28 protein-coding genes are annotated in these 23,317 nt (G+C 45.1%); 19 read left to right on the top strand and 9 right to left on the bottom strand.

Annotation, left to right across the window (positions count from 1 at the left end):
- Positions 1-36 precede the first annotated feature (36 nt).
- Entirely contained in the window at positions 37-741 is a 705-nt protein-coding gene (locus NYE42_RS12995; protein WP_032866478.1) for a tRNA (adenine(22)-N(1))-methyltransferase TrmK, read from the top strand.
- Entirely contained in the window at positions 734-1,855 is a 1,122-nt protein-coding gene (locus tag NYE42_RS12990) for a Nif3-like dinuclear metal center hexameric protein (RefSeq protein WP_007408292.1), read from the top strand. Before NYE42_RS12995 ends, NYE42_RS12990 begins: the two co-directional genes overlap by 8 nt.
- Before the next feature lie 20 nt (positions 1,856-1,875).
- On the opposite strand, the gene NYE42_RS12985 is transcribed toward NYE42_RS12990, so the two are convergent.
- Both NYE42_RS12985 and vrrA read right to left on the bottom strand, forming a co-directional pair.
- Positions 1,876-2,820 (bottom strand): 4-hydroxy-3-methylbut-2-enyl diphosphate reductase, encoded by a 945-nt coding sequence (locus NYE42_RS12985; protein ID WP_012118007.1) that lies wholly within the window; start codon positions 2,818-2,820, stop codon positions 1,876-1,878.
- A gap of 122 nt (positions 2,821-2,942) precedes the next feature.
- Positions 2,943-3,638, bottom strand: coding sequence for a VrrA/YqfQ family protein (gene vrrA, locus NYE42_RS12980; RefSeq protein ID WP_012118006.1), 696 nt, complete (start codon positions 3,636-3,638; stop codon positions 2,943-2,945).
- A 165-nt stretch (positions 3,639-3,803) separates the two neighbouring features.
- On the opposite strand from vrrA, the gene NYE42_RS12975 reads away from it, so the two are divergent.
- Both NYE42_RS12975 and NYE42_RS12970 read left to right on the top strand, forming a co-directional pair.
- Positions 3,804-5,120, top strand: a complete 1,317-nt coding sequence (locus tag NYE42_RS12975) for a DEAD/DEAH box helicase (RefSeq protein WP_352426505.1) — start codon at positions 3,804-3,806, stop codon at positions 5,118-5,120.
- Between the two features lie 10 nt (positions 5,121-5,130).
- Positions 5,131-6,024 (top strand): deoxyribonuclease IV, encoded by an 894-nt coding sequence (locus NYE42_RS12970; RefSeq protein ID WP_095352942.1) that lies wholly within the window; start codon positions 5,131-5,133, stop codon positions 6,022-6,024.
- Positions 6,025-6,052: 28 nt separating this feature from the next.
- Here NYE42_RS12970 and NYE42_RS12965 read toward each other — a convergent pair whose 3' ends face one another.
- Positions 6,053-6,307 carry a DUF2624 domain-containing protein gene (locus tag NYE42_RS12965; protein WP_003153013.1) on the bottom strand — a complete coding sequence of 85 codons (255 nt, stop codon included), beginning with the start codon at positions 6,305-6,307 and terminating at the stop codon, positions 6,053-6,055.
- Between the two features lie 118 nt (positions 6,308-6,425).
- Here NYE42_RS12965 and NYE42_RS12960 point away from each other — a divergent pair, with 118 nt between their 5' ends.
- Positions 6,426-7,307: a YitT family protein gene (locus NYE42_RS12960; RefSeq protein WP_007408296.1), complete on the top strand. Its 882-nt coding sequence runs from the start codon at positions 6,426-6,428 to the stop codon at positions 7,305-7,307.
- Positions 7,308-7,430: 123 nt separating this feature from the next.
- Positions 7,431-7,841, top strand: coding sequence for a Fur family transcriptional regulator (locus tag NYE42_RS12955; RefSeq protein ID WP_003153018.1), 411 nt, complete (start codon positions 7,431-7,433; stop codon positions 7,839-7,841).
- 29 nt (positions 7,842-7,870) lie between these two features.
- Here NYE42_RS12955 and NYE42_RS12950 read toward each other — a convergent pair whose 3' ends face one another.
- The gene (locus NYE42_RS12950) at positions 7,871-8,452 is read right to left on the bottom strand and encodes a hypothetical protein (RefSeq protein ID WP_094032239.1); all 582 of its coding nucleotides are present in this window, start codon (positions 8,450-8,452) and stop codon (positions 7,871-7,873) included.
- Between the two features lie 133 nt (positions 8,453-8,585).
- Here NYE42_RS12950 and NYE42_RS12945 point away from each other — a divergent pair, with 133 nt between their 5' ends.
- Positions 8,586-8,963, top strand: a complete 378-nt coding sequence (locus tag NYE42_RS12945; protein ID WP_087920773.1) for a DUF308 domain-containing protein — start codon at positions 8,586-8,588, stop codon at positions 8,961-8,963.
- 33 nt (positions 8,964-8,996) lie between these two features.
- Here the strand turns inward: NYE42_RS12945 and ispG are convergent, their stop codons facing one another.
- From ispG to NYE42_RS12930, 3 genes are all read right to left on the bottom strand, one after another.
- Positions 8,997-10,115, bottom strand: a complete 1,119-nt coding sequence (gene ispG, locus NYE42_RS12940; protein ID WP_179288775.1) for a flavodoxin-dependent (E)-4-hydroxy-3-methylbut-2-enyl-diphosphate synthase — start codon at positions 10,113-10,115, stop codon at positions 8,997-8,999.
- A gap of 132 nt (positions 10,116-10,247) precedes the next feature.
- Positions 10,248-10,550, bottom strand: coding sequence for a LysM domain-containing protein (locus NYE42_RS12935; protein ID WP_094032241.1), 303 nt, complete (start codon positions 10,548-10,550; stop codon positions 10,248-10,250).
- Positions 10,551-10,641: 91 nt separating this feature from the next.
- A complete protein-coding gene (locus NYE42_RS12930) occupies positions 10,642-11,403 on the bottom strand; it encodes a DUF1189 domain-containing protein (protein ID WP_012118003.1) in 762 nt (253 codons plus the stop codon).
- Between the two features lie 161 nt (positions 11,404-11,564).
- Between NYE42_RS12930 and NYE42_RS12925 the strand changes: the two genes are divergently transcribed.
- The 9 genes from NYE42_RS12925 to pstB (NYE42_RS12885) all read left to right on the top strand — a co-directional run bounded on the left by NYE42_RS12925 (position 11,565) and on the right by pstB (NYE42_RS12885) (position 21,015).
- On the top strand, positions 11,565-12,047 hold the full coding sequence (locus tag NYE42_RS12925; protein WP_007408301.1) for a DUF456 domain-containing protein: 483 nt from the start codon (positions 11,565-11,567) through the stop codon (positions 12,045-12,047).
- Between the two features lie 165 nt (positions 12,048-12,212).
- Complete coding sequence (sodA, locus tag NYE42_RS12920) at positions 12,213-12,818, top strand: superoxide dismutase SodA (protein WP_003153025.1); 606 nt, start codon at positions 12,213-12,215, stop codon at positions 12,816-12,818.
- Positions 12,819-12,937: 119 nt separating this feature from the next.
- On the top strand, positions 12,938-14,227 hold the full coding sequence (locus NYE42_RS12915) for an MFS transporter (RefSeq protein WP_352426504.1): 1,290 nt from the start codon (positions 12,938-12,940) through the stop codon (positions 14,225-14,227).
- Between the two features lie 101 nt (positions 14,228-14,328).
- Positions 14,329-16,476, top strand: coding sequence for a penicillin-binding protein 2 (locus tag NYE42_RS12910; RefSeq protein ID WP_206584197.1), 2,148 nt, complete (start codon positions 14,329-14,331; stop codon positions 16,474-16,476).
- A gap of 155 nt (positions 16,477-16,631) precedes the next feature.
- A complete protein-coding gene (locus tag NYE42_RS12905) occupies positions 16,632-17,534 on the top strand; it encodes a phosphate ABC transporter substrate-binding protein (RefSeq protein WP_095352943.1) in 903 nt (300 codons plus the stop codon).
- A gap of 48 nt (positions 17,535-17,582) precedes the next feature.
- Positions 17,583-18,512 (top strand): phosphate ABC transporter permease subunit PstC, encoded by a 930-nt coding sequence (pstC, locus tag NYE42_RS12900; RefSeq protein ID WP_012117997.1) that lies wholly within the window; start codon positions 17,583-17,585, stop codon positions 18,510-18,512.
- Complete coding sequence (pstA, locus tag NYE42_RS12895) at positions 18,512-19,396, top strand: phosphate ABC transporter permease PstA (RefSeq protein WP_007408306.1); 885 nt, start codon at positions 18,512-18,514, stop codon at positions 19,394-19,396. Before pstC ends, pstA begins: the two co-directional genes overlap by 1 nt.
- Before the next feature lie 18 nt (positions 19,397-19,414).
- The gene (gene pstB / locus NYE42_RS12890) at positions 19,415-20,221 is read left to right on the top strand and encodes a phosphate ABC transporter ATP-binding protein PstB (RefSeq protein WP_060674618.1); all 807 of its coding nucleotides are present in this window, start codon (positions 19,415-19,417) and stop codon (positions 20,219-20,221) included.
- 11 nt (positions 20,222-20,232) lie between these two features.
- Positions 20,233-21,015 (top strand): phosphate ABC transporter ATP-binding protein PstB, encoded by a 783-nt coding sequence (gene pstB, locus NYE42_RS12885; protein WP_003153040.1) that lies wholly within the window; start codon positions 20,233-20,235, stop codon positions 21,013-21,015.
- Positions 21,016-21,114: 99 nt separating this feature from the next.
- On the opposite strand, the gene NYE42_RS12880 is transcribed toward pstB (NYE42_RS12885), so the two are convergent.
- The gene (locus tag NYE42_RS12880) at positions 21,115-21,579 is read right to left on the bottom strand and encodes an endolytic transglycosylase MltG (RefSeq protein WP_007408308.1); all 465 of its coding nucleotides are present in this window, start codon (positions 21,577-21,579) and stop codon (positions 21,115-21,117) included.
- Positions 21,576-21,929, bottom strand: coding sequence for a hypothetical protein (locus NYE42_RS12875; protein ID WP_003153047.1), 354 nt, complete (start codon positions 21,927-21,929; stop codon positions 21,576-21,578). Before NYE42_RS12875 ends, NYE42_RS12880 begins: the two co-directional genes overlap by 4 nt.
- A gap of 346 nt (positions 21,930-22,275) precedes the next feature.
- Here NYE42_RS12875 and rpmG point away from each other — a divergent pair, with 346 nt between their 5' ends.
- The 3 genes from rpmG to NYE42_RS12860 all read left to right on the top strand — a co-directional run bounded on the left by rpmG (position 22,276) and on the right by NYE42_RS12860 (position 23,301).
- Positions 22,276-22,425, top strand: a complete 150-nt coding sequence (rpmG, locus tag NYE42_RS12870; RefSeq protein ID WP_003153056.1) for a 50S ribosomal protein L33 — start codon at positions 22,276-22,278, stop codon at positions 22,423-22,425.
- A 78-nt stretch (positions 22,426-22,503) separates the two neighbouring features.
- Positions 22,504-23,058, top strand: a complete 555-nt coding sequence (locus NYE42_RS12865) for a 5-formyltetrahydrofolate cyclo-ligase (RefSeq protein ID WP_007408310.1) — start codon at positions 22,504-22,506, stop codon at positions 23,056-23,058.
- Positions 23,059-23,127: 69 nt separating this feature from the next.
- Positions 23,128-23,301 (top strand): hypothetical protein, encoded by a 174-nt coding sequence (locus tag NYE42_RS12860; protein WP_007408311.1) that lies wholly within the window; start codon positions 23,128-23,130, stop codon positions 23,299-23,301.
- The last annotated feature ends 16 nt before the right edge of the window (positions 23,302-23,317 follow it).

The following is a 23,317-nucleotide window of genomic DNA, read 5'->3' as shown; positions in this document are numbered from 1 at the left end:
AAAGAACCTGAGAAAAGTTGTGATATTGTGAATGAAATGAAGTTATCTAAAAGATTGCAGTCTGTGGCGGAATATATCCCTCCGGGTGCCCTGGTTGCTGATATCGGGTCGGACCACGCGTATCTTCCTTGCTATGCCGTTTTGAATCATTTGGCAAGCCGGGCAATCGCCGGTGAAATTACAGACGGACCGTTTCTATCCGCCAAACAGCAGGTGGAAAAACTTGACTTAAGCACTCTTATCTCCGTAAGGAAAGGTGACGGGCTGAGCGTCCTTGAAAAAGGAGAAGCCGGCGCCATTACAATCGCTGGCATGGGCGGAGCGCTGATCGCTCATATTTTGGAGTCCGGAAAAACGAAATTGACGGGGCGTGAACGGCTGATTCTGCAGCCGAATATTCATGCCGTTCATATAAGAGAGTGGCTGTATCAGGAAGGCTATGAACTGATTGATGAAGTGATTCTCGAAGAAGACGGAAAGTGTTATGAAATCCTCGTTGCGGAAACTGGCGACCGTGATGCGCCGTATCGGGACGTGCCGATGGCTGCCGGAATGCTTGCGGGTCCGTTTTTATTAAAAGAGAGGAATGAAGTGTTTCTTCGGAAATGGAGCCAGGAACTTAAGCATACTGAACAAATTTATGAACAGATCAGCCGCAGCGCAAAGCATGAAAGTCATGAAAAATTAGCTGAATTGAAAGAGCGGATTTCTCTGCTGAAGGAGGTAATCGGACATGCCTAAACATGTGAACGGACAGGAAATCATCCAGCTGTTTGAACAATTTTCACCGAAGGCTTTTGCGGTGGAAGGAGATAAAATCGGCCTGCAGATCGGTACATTGAATAAGCCGGTGAAAAATGTCATGGTGACACTGGATGTTCTGGAACAAACGGTAGATGAAGCCATTGAGAAAAAAGTTGACTTAATTATCGCCCACCATCCGCCGATTTTTCGGCCGCTTAAACAGATCACCACTGATCAGCCTGGCGGAAGACTGATTGAGAAATGTATAAAGCATGATATTGCCGTATATGCGGCTCATACGAATCTTGATGTGGCGGACGGCGGTGTGAATGATCTGCTTGCCGAAGCTCTCGGCCTGACAGACACAGAAGTGCTCGTCCCGACATATTCGGACCCGATGAAAAAGCTTGCCGTCTATGTTCCGAAAGACTATGAAGAAGCTGTAAGAACCGCACTTGGCAACGCCGGAGCGGGACATATCGGTAATTACAGCCATTGCGCGTTCTCCTCTGAGGGAATCGGCAGCTTTAAGCCGCTGGACGGGGCAGAACCGTTTATCGGACAGACGGGAGAGCTGGAACTCGTCCATGAAGTGAGACTTGAGACCGTTTTTCCGGCAAGTATGGAGAAAACCGTCGTAAAAGCGCTGAAAAAAAGCCATCCGTATGAAGAGGTGGCATATGATATTTATCCAGTGGAGCAGTCTCCGCTTGAAAAAGGGCTCGGCCGCATCGGAAAACTTCAGCAAGACATGACGCTTGAAGAGTTTGCGCTGTTTGTGAAAGAAAAGTTTGACGTTAACGGAGTCCGGATGGTCGGAGAGCGAAACAGCAAGGTGAAAAAAGTCGCGGTTCTTGGCGGTGACGGAAATAAATATATTTATCAGGCAAAGCGGAAAGGTGCAGATGTTTACGTGACGGGCGATCTTTATTTCCATGTAGCGCATGATGCGATGATGATGGGGTTAAACGTCGTGGACCCGGGGCATTATGCTGAAAAGATCATGAGAAAAGGCACGGCTGAGAAGCTTACGGCAATGGCCGGGGAGAAAAACTATGATGTGCGCATTTTCGCTTCTGAAACAGATACAAACCCATTTACTTTCTTATAAAAAAACTGAGGCCCCGGGCCTCAGTTTTTTATTTTTACTTTCGGAAGGATTTTTTTAAGCGGCACACTGTGTTCAAGCTGCCATGTCGATTCATCGTTGTGGTCAAACTGCTCTAAAAAGCGGATGACTTCCTTTGTAATCGGTGTCGGTGTTGATGCGCCTGCGGTAACGGCGACGGTATTGACGTCTTTCAGCCATTCGAGCTTCAGTTCACTGATGTCTCCGATTCGGTAGGCTTTTGTTCCGGCGATTTCTTCTGACACTTGCGCCAGTCTGTTGGAGTTATTGCTTTTCGGGTCACCGACAACAATGGTTAAGTCCGCTTTTTTTGCCTGCTCTGATACAGCTTCTTGACGAACCTGTGTGGCCAGGCAGATTTCCTGATGGTATTCCACGTACGGGTACTTTTCTTTGACTGATTCCATAATATCGTGGACGTCCCACTGGGACATTGTCGTTTGGTTTGTAACGATTAATTTCTCAGCCTGAATATCGAGATTTCTCACGTCTTCCTCTGTTTCAACGAGATGAACGATTTCAGGAGCGACGCCGACGGCTCCTTCAGGCTCGGGGTGGCCTTTTTTACCGATGTATATGACGTGATAACCTTCAGCTTTTACTTTTCGGATTAAGTCATGTGTTTTCGTGACGTCCGGGCATGTGGCGTCAATCGTAACAAGCCCTTTTTCCTCAGCGGCTTTTCTTACTTCCGGAGATACCCCGTGAGCCGTGAAAATAACGGTTCCTTTTTCCACCTGCTTTAAAATCTCCAGACGGTTTGTGCCGTCAAGCGTGTAAATGCCGTCTTCCTCAAACGCATCTGTGACATGCTTATTATGAACAATCATTCCCAGTATATATATAGGTCTTGGCAGTGTTTTATCGAGTGACGCGTTTTTGGCTATGACCATGGCATCAACAACGCCGTAACAGTAGCCGCGCGGCGATATTTTGATAACGTCCAATGTAGATGTCCTCCTATCAAAAGTGAGTGTAGAGGCAATATAAAAAGCCGTAGTTAAACGGCTCAAATCTTGCATTCTTCTGATCTCATTATAGCTAATCTTTCGTGAGATATCAAAGAATGTTAAATATATAATTTCGGCTTTGATCTGCCCGATGTTCTTTTTGGACGCGGCTGTTCCGCTGAGTCCGCCTGTGCGGCGTCTTTTTCTTTTGAAGCGGATGCTTTTTCAGACGTCTTCTTTGATGTTTTGGATGAGGCGTCTGATTTGTTTTCATCTTCTGTTTCATCTGTTTTTTCAGCTTCATCCTTTTTGTCCTGTTCGTCTGTTTCTTTCGTCTCGTCAGATTCATTCTCGTCATCACTGCTGCTTAATTGGCTGTAAAGCTTCATCATTGCGGGCAGACTCCGTACTAAAGGACCGTACTGCTGGATCATCGGCGTAACCTGCTGCGCCACGCCGAGCACCTTCTGAACGTTGCCGAGCATGCTCGACAGGGATGCCGGACTTGCCAGGTTCTGTATTCCCTGCAGTCCTGCACCTGCTCCTCCGCTGGCCGCCGCCGGTGCCGACGCGGCAGCGCTTCCTCCTCCTGAACCGGGTAAAAAACGGGAAAGCATCCCTTTTAAGCCCCCTCCGCCGCCCGTGCCTGCGTTTCTCAGGCCCGCTCCGGCAATCTGCTGCTGAGGGAAAAGCTGCCGGCCCTGCTGCATCAGCTGCCGGCCCGGCAATGACGGTCTTCCTCCCATCATCATACGCGGATTCATAAACGGCCGGCCCTGCTGCGCCATATTTCTCATCGGCTGCTGTGGAAACATACTTGTACCTCCTTTCTGTCTCTCTGCTATTACAATATGCATCGGAGGGGGCATTTGCTTTTCTGTCTCGAAAACAGGATTCCCCCAAGACATGGTGTTTTTAAGTGAAATCGGTTATAATGTGATGATGGACACAGAATGTGCCGCTTTAAGGAGCTGGGAAAAATGAAAGAAACTAAATTTGATGGATACAACTTAAAACCGTTTATTATAGATGCAGTTCACCGCCTTGGTTTTTATGAACCGACAGATATTCAAAAGCGTCTGATACCTGCCGTACTGAAAAACGAAAGCGTGATCGGGCAGTCCCAGACGGGGACGGGGAAAACCCACGCCTATTTATTGCCAATTTTGAATCGGATTGATCCGGGTTCTGATACGGTACAGGCTGTTATCACGGCGCCGACGAGAGAGCTTGCCAATCAGATTCATCAGGAAGCGCTCAAAATCACACAGGGTGCGGAAGATGAGCCGATCCGGACAAAATGCTTCATCGGCGGGACGGACAAGCAAAAATCAATTGATAAGCTGAAAACACAGCCTCATCTCGTCGTCGGAACGCCGGGCCGGATCGCGGATCTGATTAAGGCGCAGGCATTGAACGTCTATAAAGCGCAGTCTCTCGTCATTGACGAAGCTGATCTGATGCTTGACATGGGCTTTTTAGAAGACGTTGATTACATCGGATCGCGTATGCCGGAAGAACTTCAGATGCTTGTGTTCTCAGCTACGATTCCGGAAAAGCTGAAGCCGTTTTTGAAAAAGTATATGGAAAATCCGAAGTACGCGCATGTTGAGCCGAAAAGAATCACAGCCGAAAAGATTGAACATGTGTTGATTCCTTCTAAACAGCGTGATAAAGACAAACTGCTTTTTGATATGATGTCTCATCTGAACCCTTATCTGGGCATTGTGTTTGCAAATACGAAAAACACGGCTGACCATATTGCGAAATACCTGACTGAAAAAGGAATGAGGGTCGGTCTTCTGCACGGGGGATTAACGCCGCGTGAGCGTAAGAAGGTAATGAAGCAGATTAATGATCTGGAATTCACTTATGTCATTGCGACAGACCTTGCGGCAAGAGGAATTGACATTAAAGGCGTAAGCCACGTCATCAACTATGAGCTTCCGGATGATCTGGATTTTTATGTTCACCGTGTCGGAAGAACTGCACGCGCAGGTTCATCAGGCCAAGCACTGACCATTTATGAGCTTTCTGACGAAGATGCGCTCGTAAGACTCGAAAAGATGGGCATTGTATTTGACTATGCGGAGCTTGTAAACGGCGAATGGAAGAAAGGCGATGACCGCCACCGCCGCAAAAAACGCAAAAAATCGGAGAATGAGGCCGACCAAATGGCGAAGAGCCTCGTGAAAAAACCGAAAAAAGTGAAGCCGGGCTATAAAAAGAAAATGGGCTACGAAATGGAAAAGATAAAAAGAAAGCAGAGAAGAAACAAATCTAACAAAGGAAAGTAGGGGAATCGGGTTGCTGAAAATAGGTTCACACGTCTCAATGAGCGGAAAACATATGCTCCTTGCCGCAAGCAAGGAAGCCGTTTCGTACGGGGCGAACACATTTATGATCTATACGGGCGCTCCCCAAAACACGCGCCGCAAAAAAATTGAGGACTTGAATATTGAAGCGGGCCGCGTCCATATGAAGGAAAACGGCATCGACGAGATTGTCGTGCATGCGCCGTACATCATTAACATCGGAAATACGACAAATCCGGCAACATTTGAGCTGGGCGTTGATTTTCTGCGTTCTGAAATTGAAAGAACGGCAGCGATCGGCGCGAGACAGATCGTGCTTCATCCAGGGGCGCATGTCGGAGCCGGGGCTGAGACGGGCATCAAAAAAATCATTGAAGGTTTAAACGAAGTGATTGTTCCCGGGCAAAACGTGCAGATTGCGCTGGAGACAATGGCGGGCAAAGGATCAGAATGCGGAAGAAGCTTTGAAGAGCTGGCCGAGATCATTGCGGGAGTCACGCATAATGAACATCTATCCGTCTGCTTTGACACTTGCCACACCCATGACGCCGGGTATGATGTCGCTAATGATTTTGACGGTGTTCTTAACGAGTTTGATAAAATCGTCGGCATCGATCGGATAAAAGTCCTTCATGTTAACGACAGTAAAAATATTAAAGGCGCCCGGAAAGACCGCCATGAAAATATCGGGTTCGGAGAGATCGGTTTTGACGCTCTGCAGTACATCGTTCATCACGAGCAGCTTGCCGATATCCCGAAAATCCTCGAAACACCGTATGTAGGCGAAGACAAGAAAAATAAGAAGCCGCCGTACCGTTTTGAAATCGAAATGCTGAAAGAAAAGCAGTTTGATAAGGAGCTTCTTGAAAAAATATCAGCTCAATAAGAAAGGAGGGGCGGGTGTCCCTCCTTTTTTACCCTGAGAATTGATTGAAAAGTTCGTCAACTTTTCGCGCCGTTTCTTTTGAAGTTATCGTTTCCACTTTTTTCAGCAGGCGCAGCCGCTCCTGTTCATCAAAAATATTGATGTTTTTTCCGTGCATCAGAGCCGCTACCTCAGCCGCTTGACTTCTTGTAATGCTGATCCCGTATTGCTTGGAATATTTCAGCAGATCGTCCGCAGTGACTTGATTGAGTCGCTGCAAAATAATTCTTTGTATTAAAATCATCGATACTTTCACCTCTTTAGACATAATGTATTGAGCAGATCATTAAAATGTTACAGCTTTTAATGGTAAAATAAAGTTGCTTACTGTTTAAAATAGTTATTATAGGAAAGGAGATTTTATGACCCCAAATAAACAGCATAAAAGAGAATCATTTTTACACTTTATCTTCAGGGTCATTATGATTCTGATCGGGGCGGGTTCAGCCGCCGTAAGTATTGAATTGTTTCTGGTCCCTAATAATTTTATCGACGGAGGCATTATCGGTGTTTCATTAATTTTAGACCACCTCTTTATGTCCAATCCCCTCCTCAATTTTGCCTTATTCGTTGTGTTACTCAACATTCCATTTATGATTTTCGGATATAAATATATCGGAAAAACATTTCTCATCTCTACTGTTATCGGAATCGTCGGTTTAGCGCTGATTGAATCCTCATTGCACCATGTGGAGGCCATTACGACCCAGCCTATTTTGGCGACGGTATTCGGGGGGCTTTTGCTCGGTTTCGGGGTAGGCCTTGTCATCCGAAACGGAGGCTCGATGGACGGTACTGAAATCCTCGGTATCCTTCTCACGAAAAAGCTGCCCTTTTCAGTCGGGGAATTCGTTATGCTCATCAATGTGTTTATTTTCATTTGGGCCGGTTTTGTGTTCGGTCCGGAGCAGGCAATGTATTCTTTCATGACTTATTATATTGCCATGAAAACGATTGACGCCGTCATCCAGGGGCTTGATGAAACAAAAGCGGTCATTATTGTTGCAGAGCAATATGCTGAGATCTCAGATGCTATATTGCACCGGCTTGGACGGGGAACCACTAAGCTTCAGGGAAAAGGCGGATATACGGATGAAACCAAAGAAGTCATTTACGCGGTCGTGACAAGGCTTGAAGTGACTAAATTGAAATCCATTGTGTTTGAAATTGATAAAAACGCCTTTATTACGATCATGAATACCCATGAAACGAGGGGCGGTAAGTTCAAAACCGCGATTCACTAGGCTTTCATTTACTTTTCATCATTTTATAGGTATAATTTGATACATCATAAGAAAATGGCCTGCTGTTCAGACAGCTGCCATTTTCTTTTTGGAGCGATACCGTGTTGTAAAGGGGAGGTCCTCATGAACGTACAAGAAGCGTTGAACCTGCTGAAAGAAAAAGGGTATAAATATACGAGTAAGCGAGAAGACATGCTGCAGCTTTTTGCTGATTCTGATAAATATCTGACCGCCAAAAACGTGCTTGCCGCATTAAATGACGACTATCCGGGTCTGAGCTTTGATACCATATACAGAAATCTTTCGTTATATGAAGAACTCGGCATTTTGGAAACGACGGAGCTTTCCGGAGAAAAACTGTTCCGTTTTACATGCTCTTATACCCATCATCATCACCATTTTATCTGTTTAACCTGCGGGAAAACGAAGGAAATTGAGTCCTGTCCGATGGATAAGCTGCACGATGATTTGGAAGGGTATGAAATCAGCGGCCATAAGTTTGAAATTTACGGCACCTGTCCGGCGTGCCGATAAAAAACCTCCTGCTTATACAGGAGGTTTTTTCAGCTTTTGACATGCTGAAAGCTATGTTTGTTTTTATTAATCCAGGCGACGGCTTCAAGCCAATTCTGCACCCTGATAATATTGGAATCGATGGGGAGCTGATTATATGGGGAGTTAAAAAGGATAACCGGAATGCCTGCTTCTTTTGCGATCATTGTCGCATTGCCGTGGTGATCTTCGAAAAATAAATCAATGCCGTGTTTTTTGACGGCTTCCACTTTGTGATGGCCTCCGACAAGCTCAATGTGATCGTAATGAATGTCCCGGTTTGCAAACCAGTCCAGCGTAACATCTTCTAAGTGGCCGCGTCTTGCCGTAATGTAGATCAGACGGTGCTCTTCTTTCAGTCCGTCCAGTGCCTGCTTGGCAAATTGCGCGAGCTTCGCTTCTTTATATATGGCTGCTTCATGAACGTTCATCCATTCCCAAAATTCCTCGTCTGTAATGTTCAAAAGCTTCGTCAGATCATAATCAGTCATATCATCCAAGGTAATGGAAAGATGAAATGAGCGGTTTAAATAAGGGACAAATGTATCCTGTGCCGTAACTGTGCCGTCAATATCTATACCTAACCGTAACATGTCCACACTCCTATAAATTCATCCCTTCAAGTGTAACATAAACAATTAACAATACCAGAAAAGTTTAGCAAACATGAATCCGTAAAAAACGCGGAAACTAAAAAAGCTCCTTTCATAAAAGAAAAAGGGGGAATTGAAGGTGGCATACGATTACGAAAATCGAAAAGGCAACGACTACTACGTGGATCATGGATCGGAAGGAACCGATATCACGCGTGATGTTTATTCAGAAGAAACAGCGGCCGAAATCTCAGAGCCATATCGTGCTTCTGACCGGGCAGCAGACCGTGATGATAATCGGGACGGAGTAAGTGAAGGCAGGGGGATAGGGTATGCAGCATTGGCTATTTCTATCATTTCCCTGTTTGTGCTCCCTGTTTTATTAGGGGCATGCGGCATTATCGTCGGCTATATCGCCAGAAGAAGAGGAGCAGGCGCTTTAGGCGGATGGGCGATGGGAATCGGTATTGTTTCCCTTGTGCTCGGCATCTTCATTACACCGTTTTTTTAACACAACGCAAAAAAAAGCTTGGCGGAATATCCGTCAAGCTTTTTTTGTTTCTTGTTCTGCTTTTGCTTTTTCCGCTTCAAGCTTTGCGTAGTGTTCTTCTGCCAGCTTATCGATTTCTTTTTTCAGCTCTTCGACCATGGTTTCTTCAGGGACTTTGCGGACAATTTGGCCTTTGCGGAAAAGAAGTCCTTCGCCGCGCGCGCCGGCAATCCCGATATCAGCTTCTCTTGCTTCGCCCGGTCCGTTAACGGCACATCCGAGAACGGCTACTTTAATCGGCGCTTTGACTTTAGAAATGTATTCTTCCACTTCATTTGCGATGCTGATGAGATCAATTTCGATCCGTCCGCATGTCGGGCATGAAATAAGCGTAGCCGCGTTTGAAGCAAGACCGAATGATTTCAGCAGTTCTCTGGCTACTTTTACTTCTTCAACCGGGTCGGCGCTCAGAGAGATCCGGAGCGTGTTTCCGATTCCTTTGCTTAAAATCGCTCCGAGTCCGGCCGCGCTTTTTACCGTTCCGGCAAACAGCGTGCCCGATTCTGTAATTCCGAGGTGGAGCGGATAATCAAATGCTTTTGATGCTTTTTCGTATGCTTCTATGGCTAGATTGACGTCAGACGCTTTCATGCTGACGATGATGTCGTGAAAGTCAAGGTCTTCCAGGATTTTGATATGATGAAGCGCACTCTCAACCATTCCGTCAGCAGTCGGATAGCCGTATTTTTCTAAAATGCGTTTTTCCAAAGAACCCGCGTTTACGCCGATCCGGATCGGAATTCCTTTTTCTTTCGCTGCTTTTACGACGGCTTCCACTTTTTCGCGGCGGCCGATGTTTCCCGGGTTGATTCTGATTTTGTCGGCCCCGCCCTCAATTGCTTTTAATGCAAGCTTGTAGTCAAAATGAATATCGACAACGAGAGGGATGGAAATTTGTTTTTTGATGTCGGCAATCGCGTTAGCGGCGCGTTCGTCCGGACATGCCACCCGGACAATTTGGCAGCCGGCTTCGGCTAAACGGTTGATTTCCGCAACTGTTGCTTCTACGTCGTGTGTTTTGGTCGTCGTCATACTCTGAATGACGACTTCGTTATTTCCGCCTATTGTTAAAGGTCCCACTTTGACGGGACGCGTTTTTGTACGATGTGTGATTTCACTCACTTGTCAATCGCTCCTTAATTGTAGTTACCGCTTTTGCAGGCTGAGCCTTTTACATGTCAGGCAACTTCTATTTACATGTTATATTGTAACAGTGTATTTGCCGAACTGACAAGAAATTAACGTTTAATTGCGGTAGACGGGGAATTTATAAGCGGTGCCTGCCTGAATGGCGTTTGCTTTTACATTCGGATTCAGCGCTTCAAAATCTTGTACAATATCATCAGGCGCTTTATGTGCGCCGACTATCGACATCACCGTATCGCCTTTTTTGACCGTAACCGTTCTGTATGAAGTTTCCTGTTGGGCTGGCTGCGCCGCCGCTGCGTATGCTGGAAGGTCTTGAGAAGGGATCGTGCCGATTTTAAGATCGTAAAAGATAATGAATATCACAAATAAACTGCCGAATACAAAAGTAAGCCGCTTCATTCCAACCGCCTCCCGCATACATTTTTACTTCATTGTATGCTTGTCCCATTTTGTTCATGACAAAAAAGAAGACCGCCGGGGGCAGTCTTTGTTACACAGCTGTTTTTCTTGGCGGTATCTCTTTTAAGACGAGGAAAAGGATGATAAAGTTTACAAACCAATTCACTAAAAATTCACTCGGCACCGTAATAACAAGCGCGCGCATGATCGTAAAGAATATGGTCGAAAGTGTAATGGAATAAGCCGAAAGCTTCCAGAGCTGCTGGTAATTCAATGTCTTTCTTTGCGCATTTTTCAATATGAGGCCGATGACGGCGAGAAATGATACTTCAATGAATTTTCCGGCCGCTGTCATGATGAACAGCAAAACGGACAGGACGGTGACGATCATCGTTTTATTTTGGTTTAATGCTGATATGATTTCTTTTTTTGTGATATCAGCAGGCATCAGCGAATAATTCATTTCTGTCGCCTGTCCGTCTACAGCAAGCACCATTTTATTTTTCAAAATGCCGATCGCATTTTGTTTCGCCGCTATTTGTTTAGCGCCGTAAGCATCTGTCGGATCAAACACGATAACGAACCCGTTCGCTTCCGTTTCCTTAGAGGCGGACGCTTTCGTCTGCAATTCTCCGTTTGAAATGCTGAAATCAGGGAAATCTTTCTTTAACACGGTTTTGAAACCGTTCATTGAGTTTACGGTGCCGGAGCAAAGGTAATAAGCGCTTGGCAGCGTAAAAAGGACAGACAGCAAAAATACATAAAGGATCGCTTTTCCTATCCCCTGAAACCGTGTTTTTGCAATATCTGCCGGAGAGTATGTACTTTTCAATAAAGCCGTAAATATGTTCAACATCTTCACTTCCTAGCCTAAACTGGTATATGTTGCTTATTGTATCGTTCACAGGGGATGAACACAAGTGAGAGTATTTAAAGCGGTGATAAGGAATCATACATAATAAGATAAAGCGGGAAGCGGTGATCGCCCGCAAAACAAAGGAGGGTGTTTTTGTCATGAGTGTTTTGTATTGGCTGATGATCATTGCGGTCTTCGTCATTGCTTTTATCGGGCTTGTATATCCGGTGATTCCAAGCGTTATTTTTATTGTGGCCGGTTTTCTTCTCTACGGATTTTTGTTTTCCTTCAGTCCTTATTCTTACCTGTTTTGGCTCATTGAGGCGGTATTTGCGGCCGTTTTATTCGCAGCTGACTATGTGTCAAATTTACTTGGCGTTAAAAGGTACGGAGGAAGCAGGGCGGCAATCTGGGGAAGCACGATCGGATTATTGATCGGGCCCTTCGTTATTCCCGTGGCAGGCATTATATTAGGCCCGTTTATCGGTGCTCTCTGCGCTGAGGTGTTTGTTCATCAAAAGGATATCAAGTCCGCGGCAAAAGTGGGGCTCGGCTCGTTAATCGGCTTTTTAACAAGCGTGGCGGCAAAAGGCGTCATTCAGCTCTTTATGATCGGGTATTTCTTATGGACGGTGCTTTAGAAAGGTTTAATTTCGGCCGTGAACGGATAAAGTGTAATATGTCTGCTGGAATCGCCGGATTGTGAGCTTTTTCATTGATTACCACGCTTTCTTTTGTTACATTGAGATTAGAAAAGTTCGCGTTAAGCGGCATTTCAGTACATATATTTAAAGGAGGAAAAAATTATGGCTTACAAACTTCCAGAATTGCCTTACGCTTATGATGCTTTAGAACCTCATATCGATAAGGAAACGATGACGATTCACCATACGAAGCACCATAACACATACGTGACAAACCTCAACAAAGCGATCGAAGGATCTGCGCTTGCAGAGAAATCTGTAGATGAGCTTGTTGCTGATTTGAACGCAGTGCCGGAGGACATCCGCACGGCAGTCCGCAACAATGGCGGCGGACATGCAAACCACTCTTTATTCTGGACTCTTTTATCTCCGAACGGCGGAGGCGAACCGACTGGTGAGCTTGCTGAAGAGATCAAAAGCACGTTCGGAAGCTTCGATCAATTTAAAGAAAAATTCGCCGCAGCAGCTGCAGGCCGTTTCGGTTCAGGCTGGGCTTGGCTCGTTGTAAACAACGGCAAACTTGAAATTACAAGCACGCCAAACCAAGATTCACCGCTTTCAGAAGGTAAAACACCTGTTCTCGGTCTTGATGTTTGGGAGCACGCGTACTACCTGAACTACCAAAACCGCCGTCCTGATTACATTTCAGCTTTCTGGAATGTTGTGAACTGGGATGAAGTTGCCCGTCTTTACAGCGAAGCAAAATAATTGAGTTGAATGATCACAAGGTCTCCCGCGGGAGGCCTTGTTTTTTTATTGACTTTGATTCCTTTTACATATCTCAGTTTGAGTGAGACAAACTAATGTGTAGTAAAGGGGAGTCAATGATGAGCAAAATAAAAAAAATTATCGGCGACATCGAAATAAATAAAGGGCTGCTGCTGTTATTGACGATTGGCGGCCTTTACTCATTGGGCATCGCGCTGTCAAATACATTTGTCAACGTGTATTTGTGGAAGCAGTCGGGAAAATTTATTGATTTGGCCATATACAATTTGTCGGTCGTAACGATGCAGCCGGTTACCTTTCTGCTGGCGGGCCGGCTGGCTAAAAAAATTGACAGGGTGTTTATTCTAAGGTTCGGCGTTATCTTTTTGGCCGCTTTTTATTTAAGTGTGCTGCTTGCCGGAGAAACTGCGGCTTCCCGTCTCGTTTTGATAGGGGCCGTGCTCGGAGTTGGATACGGCTTTTACTGGCTGGCTTTTAATGTGCTGACTTTCGAAATCACGGAACCGGAAACGAGAGATTTTTTTAACGGGTTTTTAGGCATTTTGTCTTCATCGGCGGGCATGATCGGTCCGATTGTGGCCGGATATGTCATTTCAAGACTTGAAAACAATACGGGTTATACAATCATTTTCAGCCTGTCGCTCGGCTTATTTGCCCTTGCCGTGGTCATGAGCTTTTTTCTGAAGCGGAGGGAGTCGAAAGGCCGGTTTATGCTGAAAAAAGTTTTTGATGAGCGCCACACGAATCAGAATTGGCGCCGGATTACCAACGCGCACTTTTTTCAAGGCTTGAGAGAAGGGATTTTTGTTTTTTTAATCAGCGTATTTGTATTCATTGCGACAAACAGTGAGCTGGCGCTCGGAACATTCGGTCTCGTCAATTCCGCGGTTTCTTTTTTTGCCTATTATTTTGCATCAAGGCTCATCAAAAAAAGAGCGCGGAAAAAGGCGATTCTTATCGGCGGATTGATCTTGTACGGCGCCCTGTTTCTCATCATTTTTAAAATGAGCTTCACGACGCTCCTTTTGTACGGAGTGTTTATTGCGATCGGCTATCCAGTTCTGCTCGTGCCGTATGTCTCGCTTACATATGATGTGATAGGCCGGGCGCGGCTTGCCAGAAAAGCCAGAATTGAATACATTGTGCTCAGGGAGTTATTTTTAAATGCGGGCCGGATCGTTTCCATCCTTTGTTTCCTTGTAATCGTTACATTGTTCAAGGAAAAAGTGGGAATACCGGCGGCGCTCGTGCTGCTCGGAGCCGGCCATCCGCTGATTTATTACTTTATAAAAGACATCAAACTGGATACGGAAACTTCTGATGAAACAGTAGAAGAAGACCGACAAAAACAGGCGGCGGAACCGAATTTTATAAAAGGAGAAAGATAAAAGGGTTATCTGTAGAAAAATATCGAAAAAACCTTTAGAATGAAAAATGGCACCTGAACAGAAGGTGTCATTTCTTTCTGTAAATAAGAAAAGGTGATGTCATGAGGAGAAATAAAAAGAAAATAGCTGTAAACAAAGAAAAGAAAAAATCACTGCCGATCCGGCTTAATTTTTTGTTTTTGGCCGCGTTTCTTATTTTCACTTGGATTATCGTCGAGCTTGGCATCAAGCAGATCGTTCAGGGTGATGATTATAAAAACGCCGCTAATAAGCAGGAGGAGTCTGATGTCAGCACGGCGGTTCCGAGAGGGAAAATATACGACCGGAACCTAAATCCCATCGTAACGAATAAAGCATTAAATGCGATTACATATACACGTTCAGCCTCAACCACCCAGGCGCAGCGTTTAAAAATCGCAAAAAAACTGTCGGGTATGATTAAGGTAAGCACCAAAAAGGTGACTGAGCGGGATAAAAAAGACTATTGGATGTTAACGAGGCCTGATGAAGCGAAAAAACTGATTACGGCCGAAGAAAAGCAAAAAGCTGAAGACAAAAAACTGTCTGACGATGATTTATATCAGCTTCAGCTGAAACGCATCACAGACAAACAGCTGAATGAGCTCACTTCAAAAGACATGCAGATCCTTGCGATCAAAAGGCAGATGGATTCAGGCTACTCACTGACGCCTCAATACATCAAAAATGAAGGGGTGTCGGCAAAAGAAATGGCCGTCGTCAGCGAACATTTAGATGAACTGCCGGGAGTTGACGTGACGTCTGACTGGGAACGGTCTTATCCAAATAAAGGGTTGTTAAAATCAGTTCTCGGCAGTGTCTCGAGCTCCAATGAGGGACTCCCTTCAAATCTTCTTGAGCATTATTTGTCACTCGGCTACAGCAGGAATGACAGAGTAGGAAAAAGTTATTTAGAGTATCAATATGAAAATCTGCTGCAGGGCCAAAAAGAGAAAGTGAGAAATGTGACAGATTCCTCTGGAAACGTAACAGATACAGAAACGGTTTCAAAAGGTAAAGCCGGGGATGATTTAGTGCTCACTATAGATACCGAATTGCAAAAAGACGTTGAAAAAATTATTGAGAAAAATTTAAGGGCTGCAAAGGCAAGACCGAGTACACAGTTGCTTGACAGAGCATTTGTCGTAATGATGGATCCCCGTAATGGAGAAGTGCTTACAATGGCGGGTAAACAGATTAAACAAGCAGGCGGCAAATATAAAATTGATGATTATGCACTAGGAACAATGACTTCCTCTTATAACATGGGCTCAGCTGTAAAAGGGGCAACATTGTTAACAGGTTATCAAACAGGTGCTATTAAAATCGGAAATATATTTACGGATGAAGTTTTAAATATTAAAGGCTCCCCTCCTAAAAAATCGGTAAGTGTAATGGGGCCGATAAATGATTTAACTGCACTTGAGCGTTCATCTAACGTTTATATGTTCAAAACTGCGATTGCAATTGGTAAGGGTAAATATATATCAGGACATTCACTTCCGCTTGATTACAGCGCATTTGATAAATTTCGTTATTACTTCAGTGAATTCGGTTTAGGGGTAAAAACAGGAATTGATCTGCCTAACGAAGCTACAGGATATGTGGGAACTAAAAGACAGTCAGGTTTCTTGCTTGATTTTGCGATCGGCCAATATGACACATACACTCCGCTTCAAATGGCTCAGTATGTATCGACCATTGCTAATGGCGGCTATCGTATGAAGCCCCAAGTCGTGAAAGAAGTAAGAAAACCTTCAAAAAAAGGTATCGGGGCCGTCGTTGAATCTGTTAATCCGGAAGTGATGAACCGTCTTGATATGACGGAAAGTGAAATTAAACGTGTTCAGCAAGGTTTTAAACTTGTTATGAATGGAGCTCAAGGGACTGCGAGAGCAAATTTTGCTAATAAAAGTTATCACCCTGCCGGTAAAACTGGAACAGCACAAGCTTTCTATGATGGGCCTATAAAATCAAGAACTGGTGCTTCTACTTATAACACAACTTTGGTGGCTTATGCTCCTGCAGATCATCCTGAAGTTGCTATTTCGGTAGTGGTTCCATGGGCTTATGAAAATTACAATGACAGGTATTCAATAACTAATGACATCGGGGAAGCAGCTCTGGACAAATACTTTGAGCTGAAAAAGAAACAAGAAGATAATAATACGAAGCAGAAAAACGAAGATAAAATTCAGGAAGACGCTGAAAACGGCAATACAAATCACTAACAGAAAAACGCTCACAACTTGTGAGCGTTTTTTTTATACAAAAAAACATCCGGATTTACAAAACCTTAACACTTGATTTATACGCATTTTACAAGAACCCTTTACTCTAGACCTGTAGGACAAATTACACATTAAATGCAGGGGGAATTCAGGAAATGAAAAAAAACAAATGGATGCTTATGCTTCTGATGGCTGCTGTTATGATTGTTGCTGCAGCATGCGGAAATGCAAAGGAAAGCGGCAAGACAGACAGTCAATCTGCAAGTGAGGATAAAAAAGCATCAGGTTCTTTAACCATTTCTGGTTCATCAGCCATGCAGCCGTTAGTACTGGCAGCGGCGGAAAAGTTTATGGAAAAACATCCGGATGCTGATGTGCAGGTGCAAGCGGGGGGTTCAGGAACAGGTCTTTCGCAAGTGTCTGAAGGGGCAGTGCAAATCGGCAACTCAGATGTCTTTGCTGAAGAAAAAGAAGGCATTGATGCGAAAGCCCTAAAAGACCACCGAGTAGCGGTAGTGGCGATGGCGGCTGCGGTCAACCCCGGTGCGGGCGTAAAGGATATAACCAAAAAACAGCTGACAGACGTCTTTACAGGAAAAATTAAAAACTGGAAAGATCTTGGCGGTAAAGATCAAAAAATTACACTCGTGAACCGTCCTGATTCATCAGGAACACGCGCTACGTTCGTCAAATACGCGCTTGACGGAGCAGATCCTGCTGAGGGCATTACAGAGGATTCCTCCAATACAGTCAAAAAAATCATTGCGGAAACGCCGGGAGCAATCGGTTATCTGGCATTCTCTTATATAAACGATGACAAAGTAACGCCTTTATCGATCGGAGGCATCAAACCGGAAGAGAAAAACGTCGTCACAGGCGAGTATCCGATTTGGGCTTACGAGCACTCTTATACGAAAGGTGAAGCGTCAGGCCTTACAAAAACGTTTCTTGACTATATGAACAGCGATGAAGTACAGAAAAGTATCGTAAAAGATCAAGGTTACATTCCGATCTCTGATATGAAAGTCACACGTGACGCAAACGGCAAGCAAAGCTGAGGGGAGGGCGGGCTCCCCGCCTCTTCTTCCTTATAGGAGTGTAAACAAATGATAAATCACAGAGAAAAAGAGTCTGTAAGCGAACGCTTAATAAGCTCAAAACAAAACAGGCAAATGGATGAAGTCCGCGGAAGGGTGATTGTGTCTGTGTGTGCCGCGATTATCATTGCGGCATCAGCGGCGATCACAATTTTTCTCGGCATAAAGGGGCTGCAATCTTTTTTTGTAAATGGTGTAAGCCCGATTGAGTTCTTAACAAGTCTGAATTGGAATCCAACCCAGGCAAAACCTGAGTTCGGCGCGCTGCCTTTTATTTTCGGATCATTTGCGGTCACGGTTCTGTCCGCTCTGATCGCAGCGCCCCTCGGTATTGCGGGTGCCGTGTTTATGACGGAAATTGCGCCGACTTGGGGAAAAAAGGTGCTGCAGCCGGTAATTGAGCTGCTTGTCGGCATTCCGTCCGTCGTTTATGGATTCATAGGTCTTACAGTATTGGTTCCGTTTATCGGCTCTTTTAAATCAAGCGGAACGGGTCACAGCCTTCTGGCGGGGACGATCGTACTCTCGGTAATGATTCTGCCGACTGTTACATCGATTTCCGCTGATGCGCTTGCGTCACTTCCGAAACACCTTCGCGACGGTTCATATGCGCTTGGTGCGACGAGGTGGCAGACAATCAGAAAGGTGCTTATCCCGGCGGCGTTTCCGACATTGCTGACCGCTGTCGTGCTCGGGATGGCAAGAGCGTTCGGAGAAGCACTCGCCGTACAGATGGTTATCGGAAATACAAAGCTTCTGCCGGAAAGCCTGCTTGATACGGCGGGAACATTAACGACGATTATTACGTTAAACATGGGCCATACCACATACGGCAGTATTGAAAATAATACGTTATGGTCTATGGGGCTTGTTCTACTCATCATGTCGTTTCTGTTTATATTGCTCATACGCTACTTGTCGTCTAGGAGGAAAGTGTAATGAACCGGAAAATAACGGATAAATTGGCCACCGGTGTATTCGGGTTATGCGCCGCTGTAATTGCGGCGATTTTGGCAGGATTGTTTTTGTACATTCTTATTCACGGCGTCTCTGAAATCTCCTTGCATTTTCTTACGTCAAAATCGAGCGCCATTGCGTCAGGCGGCGGAATACGGGATCAGCTTTTTAACTCCTTTTACATTCTGTTTATCACCATGCTGATCACGATACCGCTTGGAGTGGGGGGCGGCGTCTTTATGGCTGAATATGCGCCCCAAAATAAAATCACTGATTTTATCAGAACGTGTATTGAGGTGCTGTCTTCGCTTCCGTCCATTGTCATCGGGATGTTCGGCATGCTGATGTTTGTAAACCTGACCGGATGGGGTTACACGATTATCGGGGGCGCGCTCGCATTAACGGTCTTTAACCTTCCCGTTATGGTCCGGGTGACGGAAGGCGCGCTCACTGCAGTTCCTAAGGAGCTGAAAGAAGCTTCTCTCGCTTTAGGCGTATCGAGATGGCATACCGTCAAAACGGTGCTGATTCCGAGTGCGATTCCTTCGATTTTAACCGGAGCCATTCTCGCATCAGGAAGAGTATTCGGAGAAGCGGCCGCATTGTTATTTACAGCGGGACTGACAACGCCGCGGCTGAATTTTACGGATTTGAACCCGTTTTCTGAATCATCTCCTTTCAACATTTTCAGGCCGGCTGAGACGCTGGCGGTTCATATATGGAGTGTCAATACGCAGGGAATCATCCCTGACGCCGAAGCGATTGCAAACGGCGGCTCGGCGGTGCTGGTGATTTCGGTGCTCTTGTTTAACCTTTGTGCAAGATGGCTCGGATCTGTCATTTATAAAAAGCTTACGGCAAATTAATCGGAAAGAGGCGAAAACATGATTGATCACATCATCAGGGAACAAGCGGAACAGACAAAGCGTTCGCCGGAGTCTTCAATTTTGGAAGTGAAGCATTTATCAATTTATTACGGTGACAAACAAGCGGTTAAAGATGTAAACATGGATATTGAAAAACATGCGGTGACGGCTCTGATCGGTCCCTCCGGCTGCGGGAAATCAACATTTTTGAGACAGATTAACAGAATGAACGATGCCATTCCTTTTGCAAGAAGCGAGGGAGAGATCCTTTATGAAGGGCTGAATATTTTGGGGGAAGCGATTAATGTCGTGTCTCTCAGACGGGAGATCGGTATGGTGTTTCAAAAACCGAATCCGTTCCCGAAATCCATTTACAATAACATCACACATGCGCTGAAGTATGCGGGGGAACGCAGGAAAGCCGTTTTGGATGATGCGGTCGAGGAAAGCTTAACGAAGGCGGCGCTTTGGGATGAAGTCAAAGACCGGCTTCATTCATCGGCTCTTTCGTTATCAGGCGGCCAGCAGCAGCGTCTTTGTATCGCCCGTACGCTTGCGATGAAACCTGCCGTGCTACTTTTAGATGAACCGGCCTCAGCTCTGGACCCTATTTCAAACGCCAGAATCGAGACGCTTTTGACAGAACTGAAAAAAGATTATTCGATTATTATCGTTACGCATAACATGCAGCAGGCACTTAGGGTGTCTGACCGAACGGCTTTCTTTTTAAACGGGGAAGTGGTGGAATACGGGCAGACAGAACAAATTTTCACGAGTCCTAAAGTGCAAAAGACAGATGACTACATTAACGGAAAGTTCGGATAGGGGGAAGGACTGTGAGCCTTGTGAAGGAAGCGGTGCACACACAGAATTTATTTGATATTCACGGCATGAACGTATGGTACGGAGCCCATCAGGCTTTAAAGGACATTACGATCGGTTTTGAGGAGCGGAAGGTAACTGCGATCATCGGTCCGTCCGGCTGCGGGAAATCCACTTTTATTAAAACATTAAACTTAATGCTGCAAATGGCCCCGAATGTCAAAGTGACAGGCGACATGATCTATAACGGGCGCAATCTGCTGAAAGAAAAGACGGATGCGGCAGAATTAAGAAAACAGATCGGTATGGTGTTTCAAAAAGGCAATCCGTTTCCCCAGTCAATATTTGAGAATGTCGTGTATGGTCCGAGAATTCACGGCGAAAAAAATAAAAAGAAACTGCTTGAAATCGCCGAGGAATCTTTAAAGGCAGCTGCGCTCTGGGATGAAGTGAAAGATCGCCTTCACCAGCAGGCGCTTTCACTGTCAGGCGGTCAGCAGCAGCGGCTGTGCATCGCAAGGGCGCTCGCCACAAAACCGGACGTCCTTCTGATGGATGAACCGACGTCCGCTCTTGATCCCGTGTCCACGCGGAAAATAGAAGAGCTGATTTTGACATTGAAAGAAAAGTATACAATCGTCATTGTGACGCACAACATGCAGCAGGCTGCGAGGGTCTCTGATCAAACCGCGTTTTTCTATATGGGCGAACTGGTAGAGTGGGGCGATACGGGCAAAATATTTTCTCAGCCGGATCATCAAAAAACACATGATTATATCACCGGAAAATTCGGATGAAAAAAACGGACCCGGCCATTGACCGGGTCCGTTTTATACTCCCTATTAAAAAAGCCTGCCGGCCGTATCCATCTGAATGGACGATGCCTGCAAGCTTTTTTAGCGGGTTAATGTTTTGACGATTTTTTTAAAGCTCATATCTGAGTCGACTTTGAAATGGCCGGCGCGGATTTCTTTATGGTAGCCTGCGTCAATGACGTAATCATTAAAGTCCTTCGCTGAAGGAATAATCCCTTCTTTTTCAAGAATGGATGACACATCAGCAGTGCTCATTCCGTCTTTAATCGTCAGTTTGTATGTTACTTTTTTCTTTTTGGCGTCTGTGTTTTGGTCGTTGTTTAACGATTTTTCTTTAGAATCAAGCAGTTTTTGATAGTCATCCCGGTTGACGGAGACTTTTTGCTGATCGTCGAGGTAGCTGTTTACTTCTTTTTCTGTCAATGCTGTTTTTTCGGTTTTAACGGCGGCTGCCTGGTCATGGTCAGTCAAATAGAAGACAGCGGCGAGAACGGCCGTCGCTAAAATCATGCCTGCTGCAAAAGCCTGAATGCCCCGTTTTGTCATACGAGCACCTTCTCATTATCTTTAATAATGGTATTGACGTCCTCGACAGACACGTGCTCCGCTTTTGCGATGGCTTCCGCAGACATTCCGTTGTTATATTTTGAAATGATTTGTTTGGCGATTTTTTGGTTAATGCCGCTGCTTTTGGCTTTGCGGATCACGAGGTTGGTTTCCAGCAATTCTTCTTCAAGCACCGTCATTTTCTTTTTCAACTTGTAAATTTCCTGCATGGCGGAAAGCTGAAGCGTTTCAAGCTCCTGTTCCACGTCTTTCATCGGATCTCTTTGAGAATATGAGAATGCAATAAGCGCTATACTGACGATAAACAACGCAATAATAGCAATTTCCACGTTTCATCACCTTCTATTATTAATTTGCCCTTCTTTTTTATACCATAAAACGCCGCCATTCTAAAGGAAATAGAGAAAAAAACGGAATTTTGTCGGGAAATCTTTTTTATTCGGGGAGCAAACGGTTATTTCTCTATAGATTTCGCATCAGAAAGTCCTTTTTTGTCCTGTTTCGTCATATTTTCCCTTCACCTGGCGCAAGCTCATTCAGAGGATCAGAAGCATAAACTGATGTTTTCTGCACTTAAACAACATTTCATGTAAATCACTCTAGCATTCCGTCCATTATAGTGGTATTATATATAAGTCTGAATAAGTAAATGATATTTAGTTTGGAGGGAAAATAATGCGCGTTAATATTACTTTGGCTTGCACTGAATGTGGTGAGCGTAACTATATTTCTAAAAAGAACAAACGCAACAATCCGGACCGCGTTGAATTTAAAAAATATTGCCCACGTGATAAAAAATCTACGTTACACCGTGAAACAAAATAAGCTGTTTAAAACAGCGGAAAAAGCTGGAGCTTTCAATAAAGTTCTGGCTTTTTTGTCTTTCAGGGAGGTTTGAGAAACGTGAAAGCACAAATCAGAACCGCTATCAAAGCAAAGCTTTCTGACATGACAGAAAGTGAATGGGAGAAAAAATGCCGCAGCATGCGTGAAACGCTGTTTTCTTTAAAAGAATGGAAACAGGCCCGCGTGATCGCCGTTACCATCTCGACACGCCTGGAAATTCCGACACGGCCGATTATTGAACAGGCCTGGAAAGAGAAAAAACAAGTCTGTATCCCAAAATGCTTTCCGCAGACGGGAGCGATGGAGTTCCGTACATTTTCTGCGTATGATCAGCTGGAAACCGTATATGCGGGCCTCAGTGAACCGATCGAGAGCCAGACGGAAAAAGCCGCCCCAAATGACATTGACCTTGTGATTGTGCCCGGCGTGGCTTTTGACCGGGAAGGCTTCAGAATCGGATACGGCGGAGGATATTATGATCGGTACCTCTCCGGTTATAAAGGCCGTACCGTGTCGCTTCTCTTTGACTGCCAGCTGACAGACCGCATTCCCCGCATGCCCCACGATATTCCGGTCGATATGATCGTGACTGAATCTGAAACCATCGCTTAATCGCATAAAAACTTCTTGCACCGGAATAATTCTCGCTGTTTGACAAACGATAGGGGCAGGAGGGATAAGATGAAAAAATTGTTGATCTACTCATTATGCGCCGTATCTGTTTTAGCCGTTTACCAAAACCGCTACCGTCTGATGAACAGCGTGCTCAGCCAGCCGGGGATTAGACGGTCATTCATTCATTTCTTTTTAAAAATACCGTTTATCAGAAACAAATTCATTCAGCAGGCATTTTAAACAAATCCCGTTTTTC

Source organism: Bacillus sp. FSL K6-2865, from assembly GCF_040311405.1.
Classification (GTDB): Bacteria; Bacillota; Bacilli; order Bacillales; family Bacillaceae; genus Bacillus; species Bacillus velezensis.
The sequence above is the reverse complement of the archived record's forward strand: the minus strand, read 5'-3'. Positions and strand labels throughout refer to the sequence as shown.

What these genes read in the sequence shown, in the direction of transcription:
- NYE42_RS12995 (WP_032866478.1), top strand. Translation starts at nt 37, where the DNA reads ATGAAGTTATCTAAAAGATTGCAGTCTGTGGCGGAATATATCCCTCCG.
- NYE42_RS12990 (WP_007408292.1), top strand. Translation starts at nt 734, where the DNA reads ATGCCTAAACATGTGAACGGACAGGAAATCATCCAGCTGTTTGAACAA.
- vrrA (WP_012118006.1), bottom strand. Translation starts at nt 3,638, where the DNA reads ATGTTTCCACAGCAGCCGATGAGAAATATGGCGCAGCAGGGCCGGCCG.
- NYE42_RS12975 (WP_352426505.1), top strand. Translation starts at nt 3,804, where the DNA reads ATGAAAGAAACTAAATTTGATGGATACAACTTAAAACCGTTTATTATA.
- NYE42_RS12965 (WP_003153013.1), bottom strand. Translation starts at nt 6,307, where the DNA reads ATGATTTTAATACAAAGAATTATTTTGCAGCGACTCAATCAAGTCACT.
- NYE42_RS12960 (WP_007408296.1), top strand. Translation starts at nt 6,426, where the DNA reads ATGACCCCAAATAAACAGCATAAAAGAGAATCATTTTTACACTTTATC.
- NYE42_RS12955 (WP_003153018.1), top strand. Translation starts at nt 7,431, where the DNA reads ATGAACGTACAAGAAGCGTTGAACCTGCTGAAAGAAAAAGGGTATAAA.
- NYE42_RS12950 (WP_094032239.1), bottom strand. Translation starts at nt 8,452, where the DNA reads ATGTTACGGTTAGGTATAGATATTGACGGCACAGTTACGGCACAGGAT.
- NYE42_RS12935 (WP_094032241.1), bottom strand. Translation starts at nt 10,550, where the DNA reads ATGAAGCGGCTTACTTTTGTATTCGGCAGTTTATTTGTGATATTCATT.
- NYE42_RS12925 (WP_007408301.1), top strand. Translation starts at nt 11,565, where the DNA reads ATGAGTGTTTTGTATTGGCTGATGATCATTGCGGTCTTCGTCATTGCT.
- sodA (WP_003153025.1), top strand. Translation starts at nt 12,213, where the DNA reads ATGGCTTACAAACTTCCAGAATTGCCTTACGCTTATGATGCTTTAGAA.
- NYE42_RS12915 (WP_352426504.1), top strand. Translation starts at nt 12,938, where the DNA reads ATGAGCAAAATAAAAAAAATTATCGGCGACATCGAAATAAATAAAGGG.
- NYE42_RS12910 (WP_206584197.1), top strand. Translation starts at nt 14,329, where the DNA reads ATGAGGAGAAATAAAAAGAAAATAGCTGTAAACAAAGAAAAGAAAAAA.
- NYE42_RS12905 (WP_095352943.1), top strand. Translation starts at nt 16,632, where the DNA reads ATGAAAAAAAACAAATGGATGCTTATGCTTCTGATGGCTGCTGTTATG.
- pstC (WP_012117997.1), top strand. Translation starts at nt 17,583, where the DNA reads ATGATAAATCACAGAGAAAAAGAGTCTGTAAGCGAACGCTTAATAAGC.
- pstA (WP_007408306.1), top strand. Translation starts at nt 18,512, where the DNA reads ATGAACCGGAAAATAACGGATAAATTGGCCACCGGTGTATTCGGGTTA.
- pstB (WP_060674618.1), top strand. Translation starts at nt 19,415, where the DNA reads ATGATTGATCACATCATCAGGGAACAAGCGGAACAGACAAAGCGTTCG.
- NYE42_RS12880 (WP_007408308.1), bottom strand. Translation starts at nt 21,579, where the DNA reads ATGACAAAACGGGGCATTCAGGCTTTTGCAGCAGGCATGATTTTAGCG.
- rpmG (WP_003153056.1), top strand. Translation starts at nt 22,276, where the DNA reads ATGCGCGTTAATATTACTTTGGCTTGCACTGAATGTGGTGAGCGTAAC.
- NYE42_RS12860 (WP_007408311.1), top strand. Translation starts at nt 23,128, where the DNA reads ATGAAAAAATTGTTGATCTACTCATTATGCGCCGTATCTGTTTTAGCC.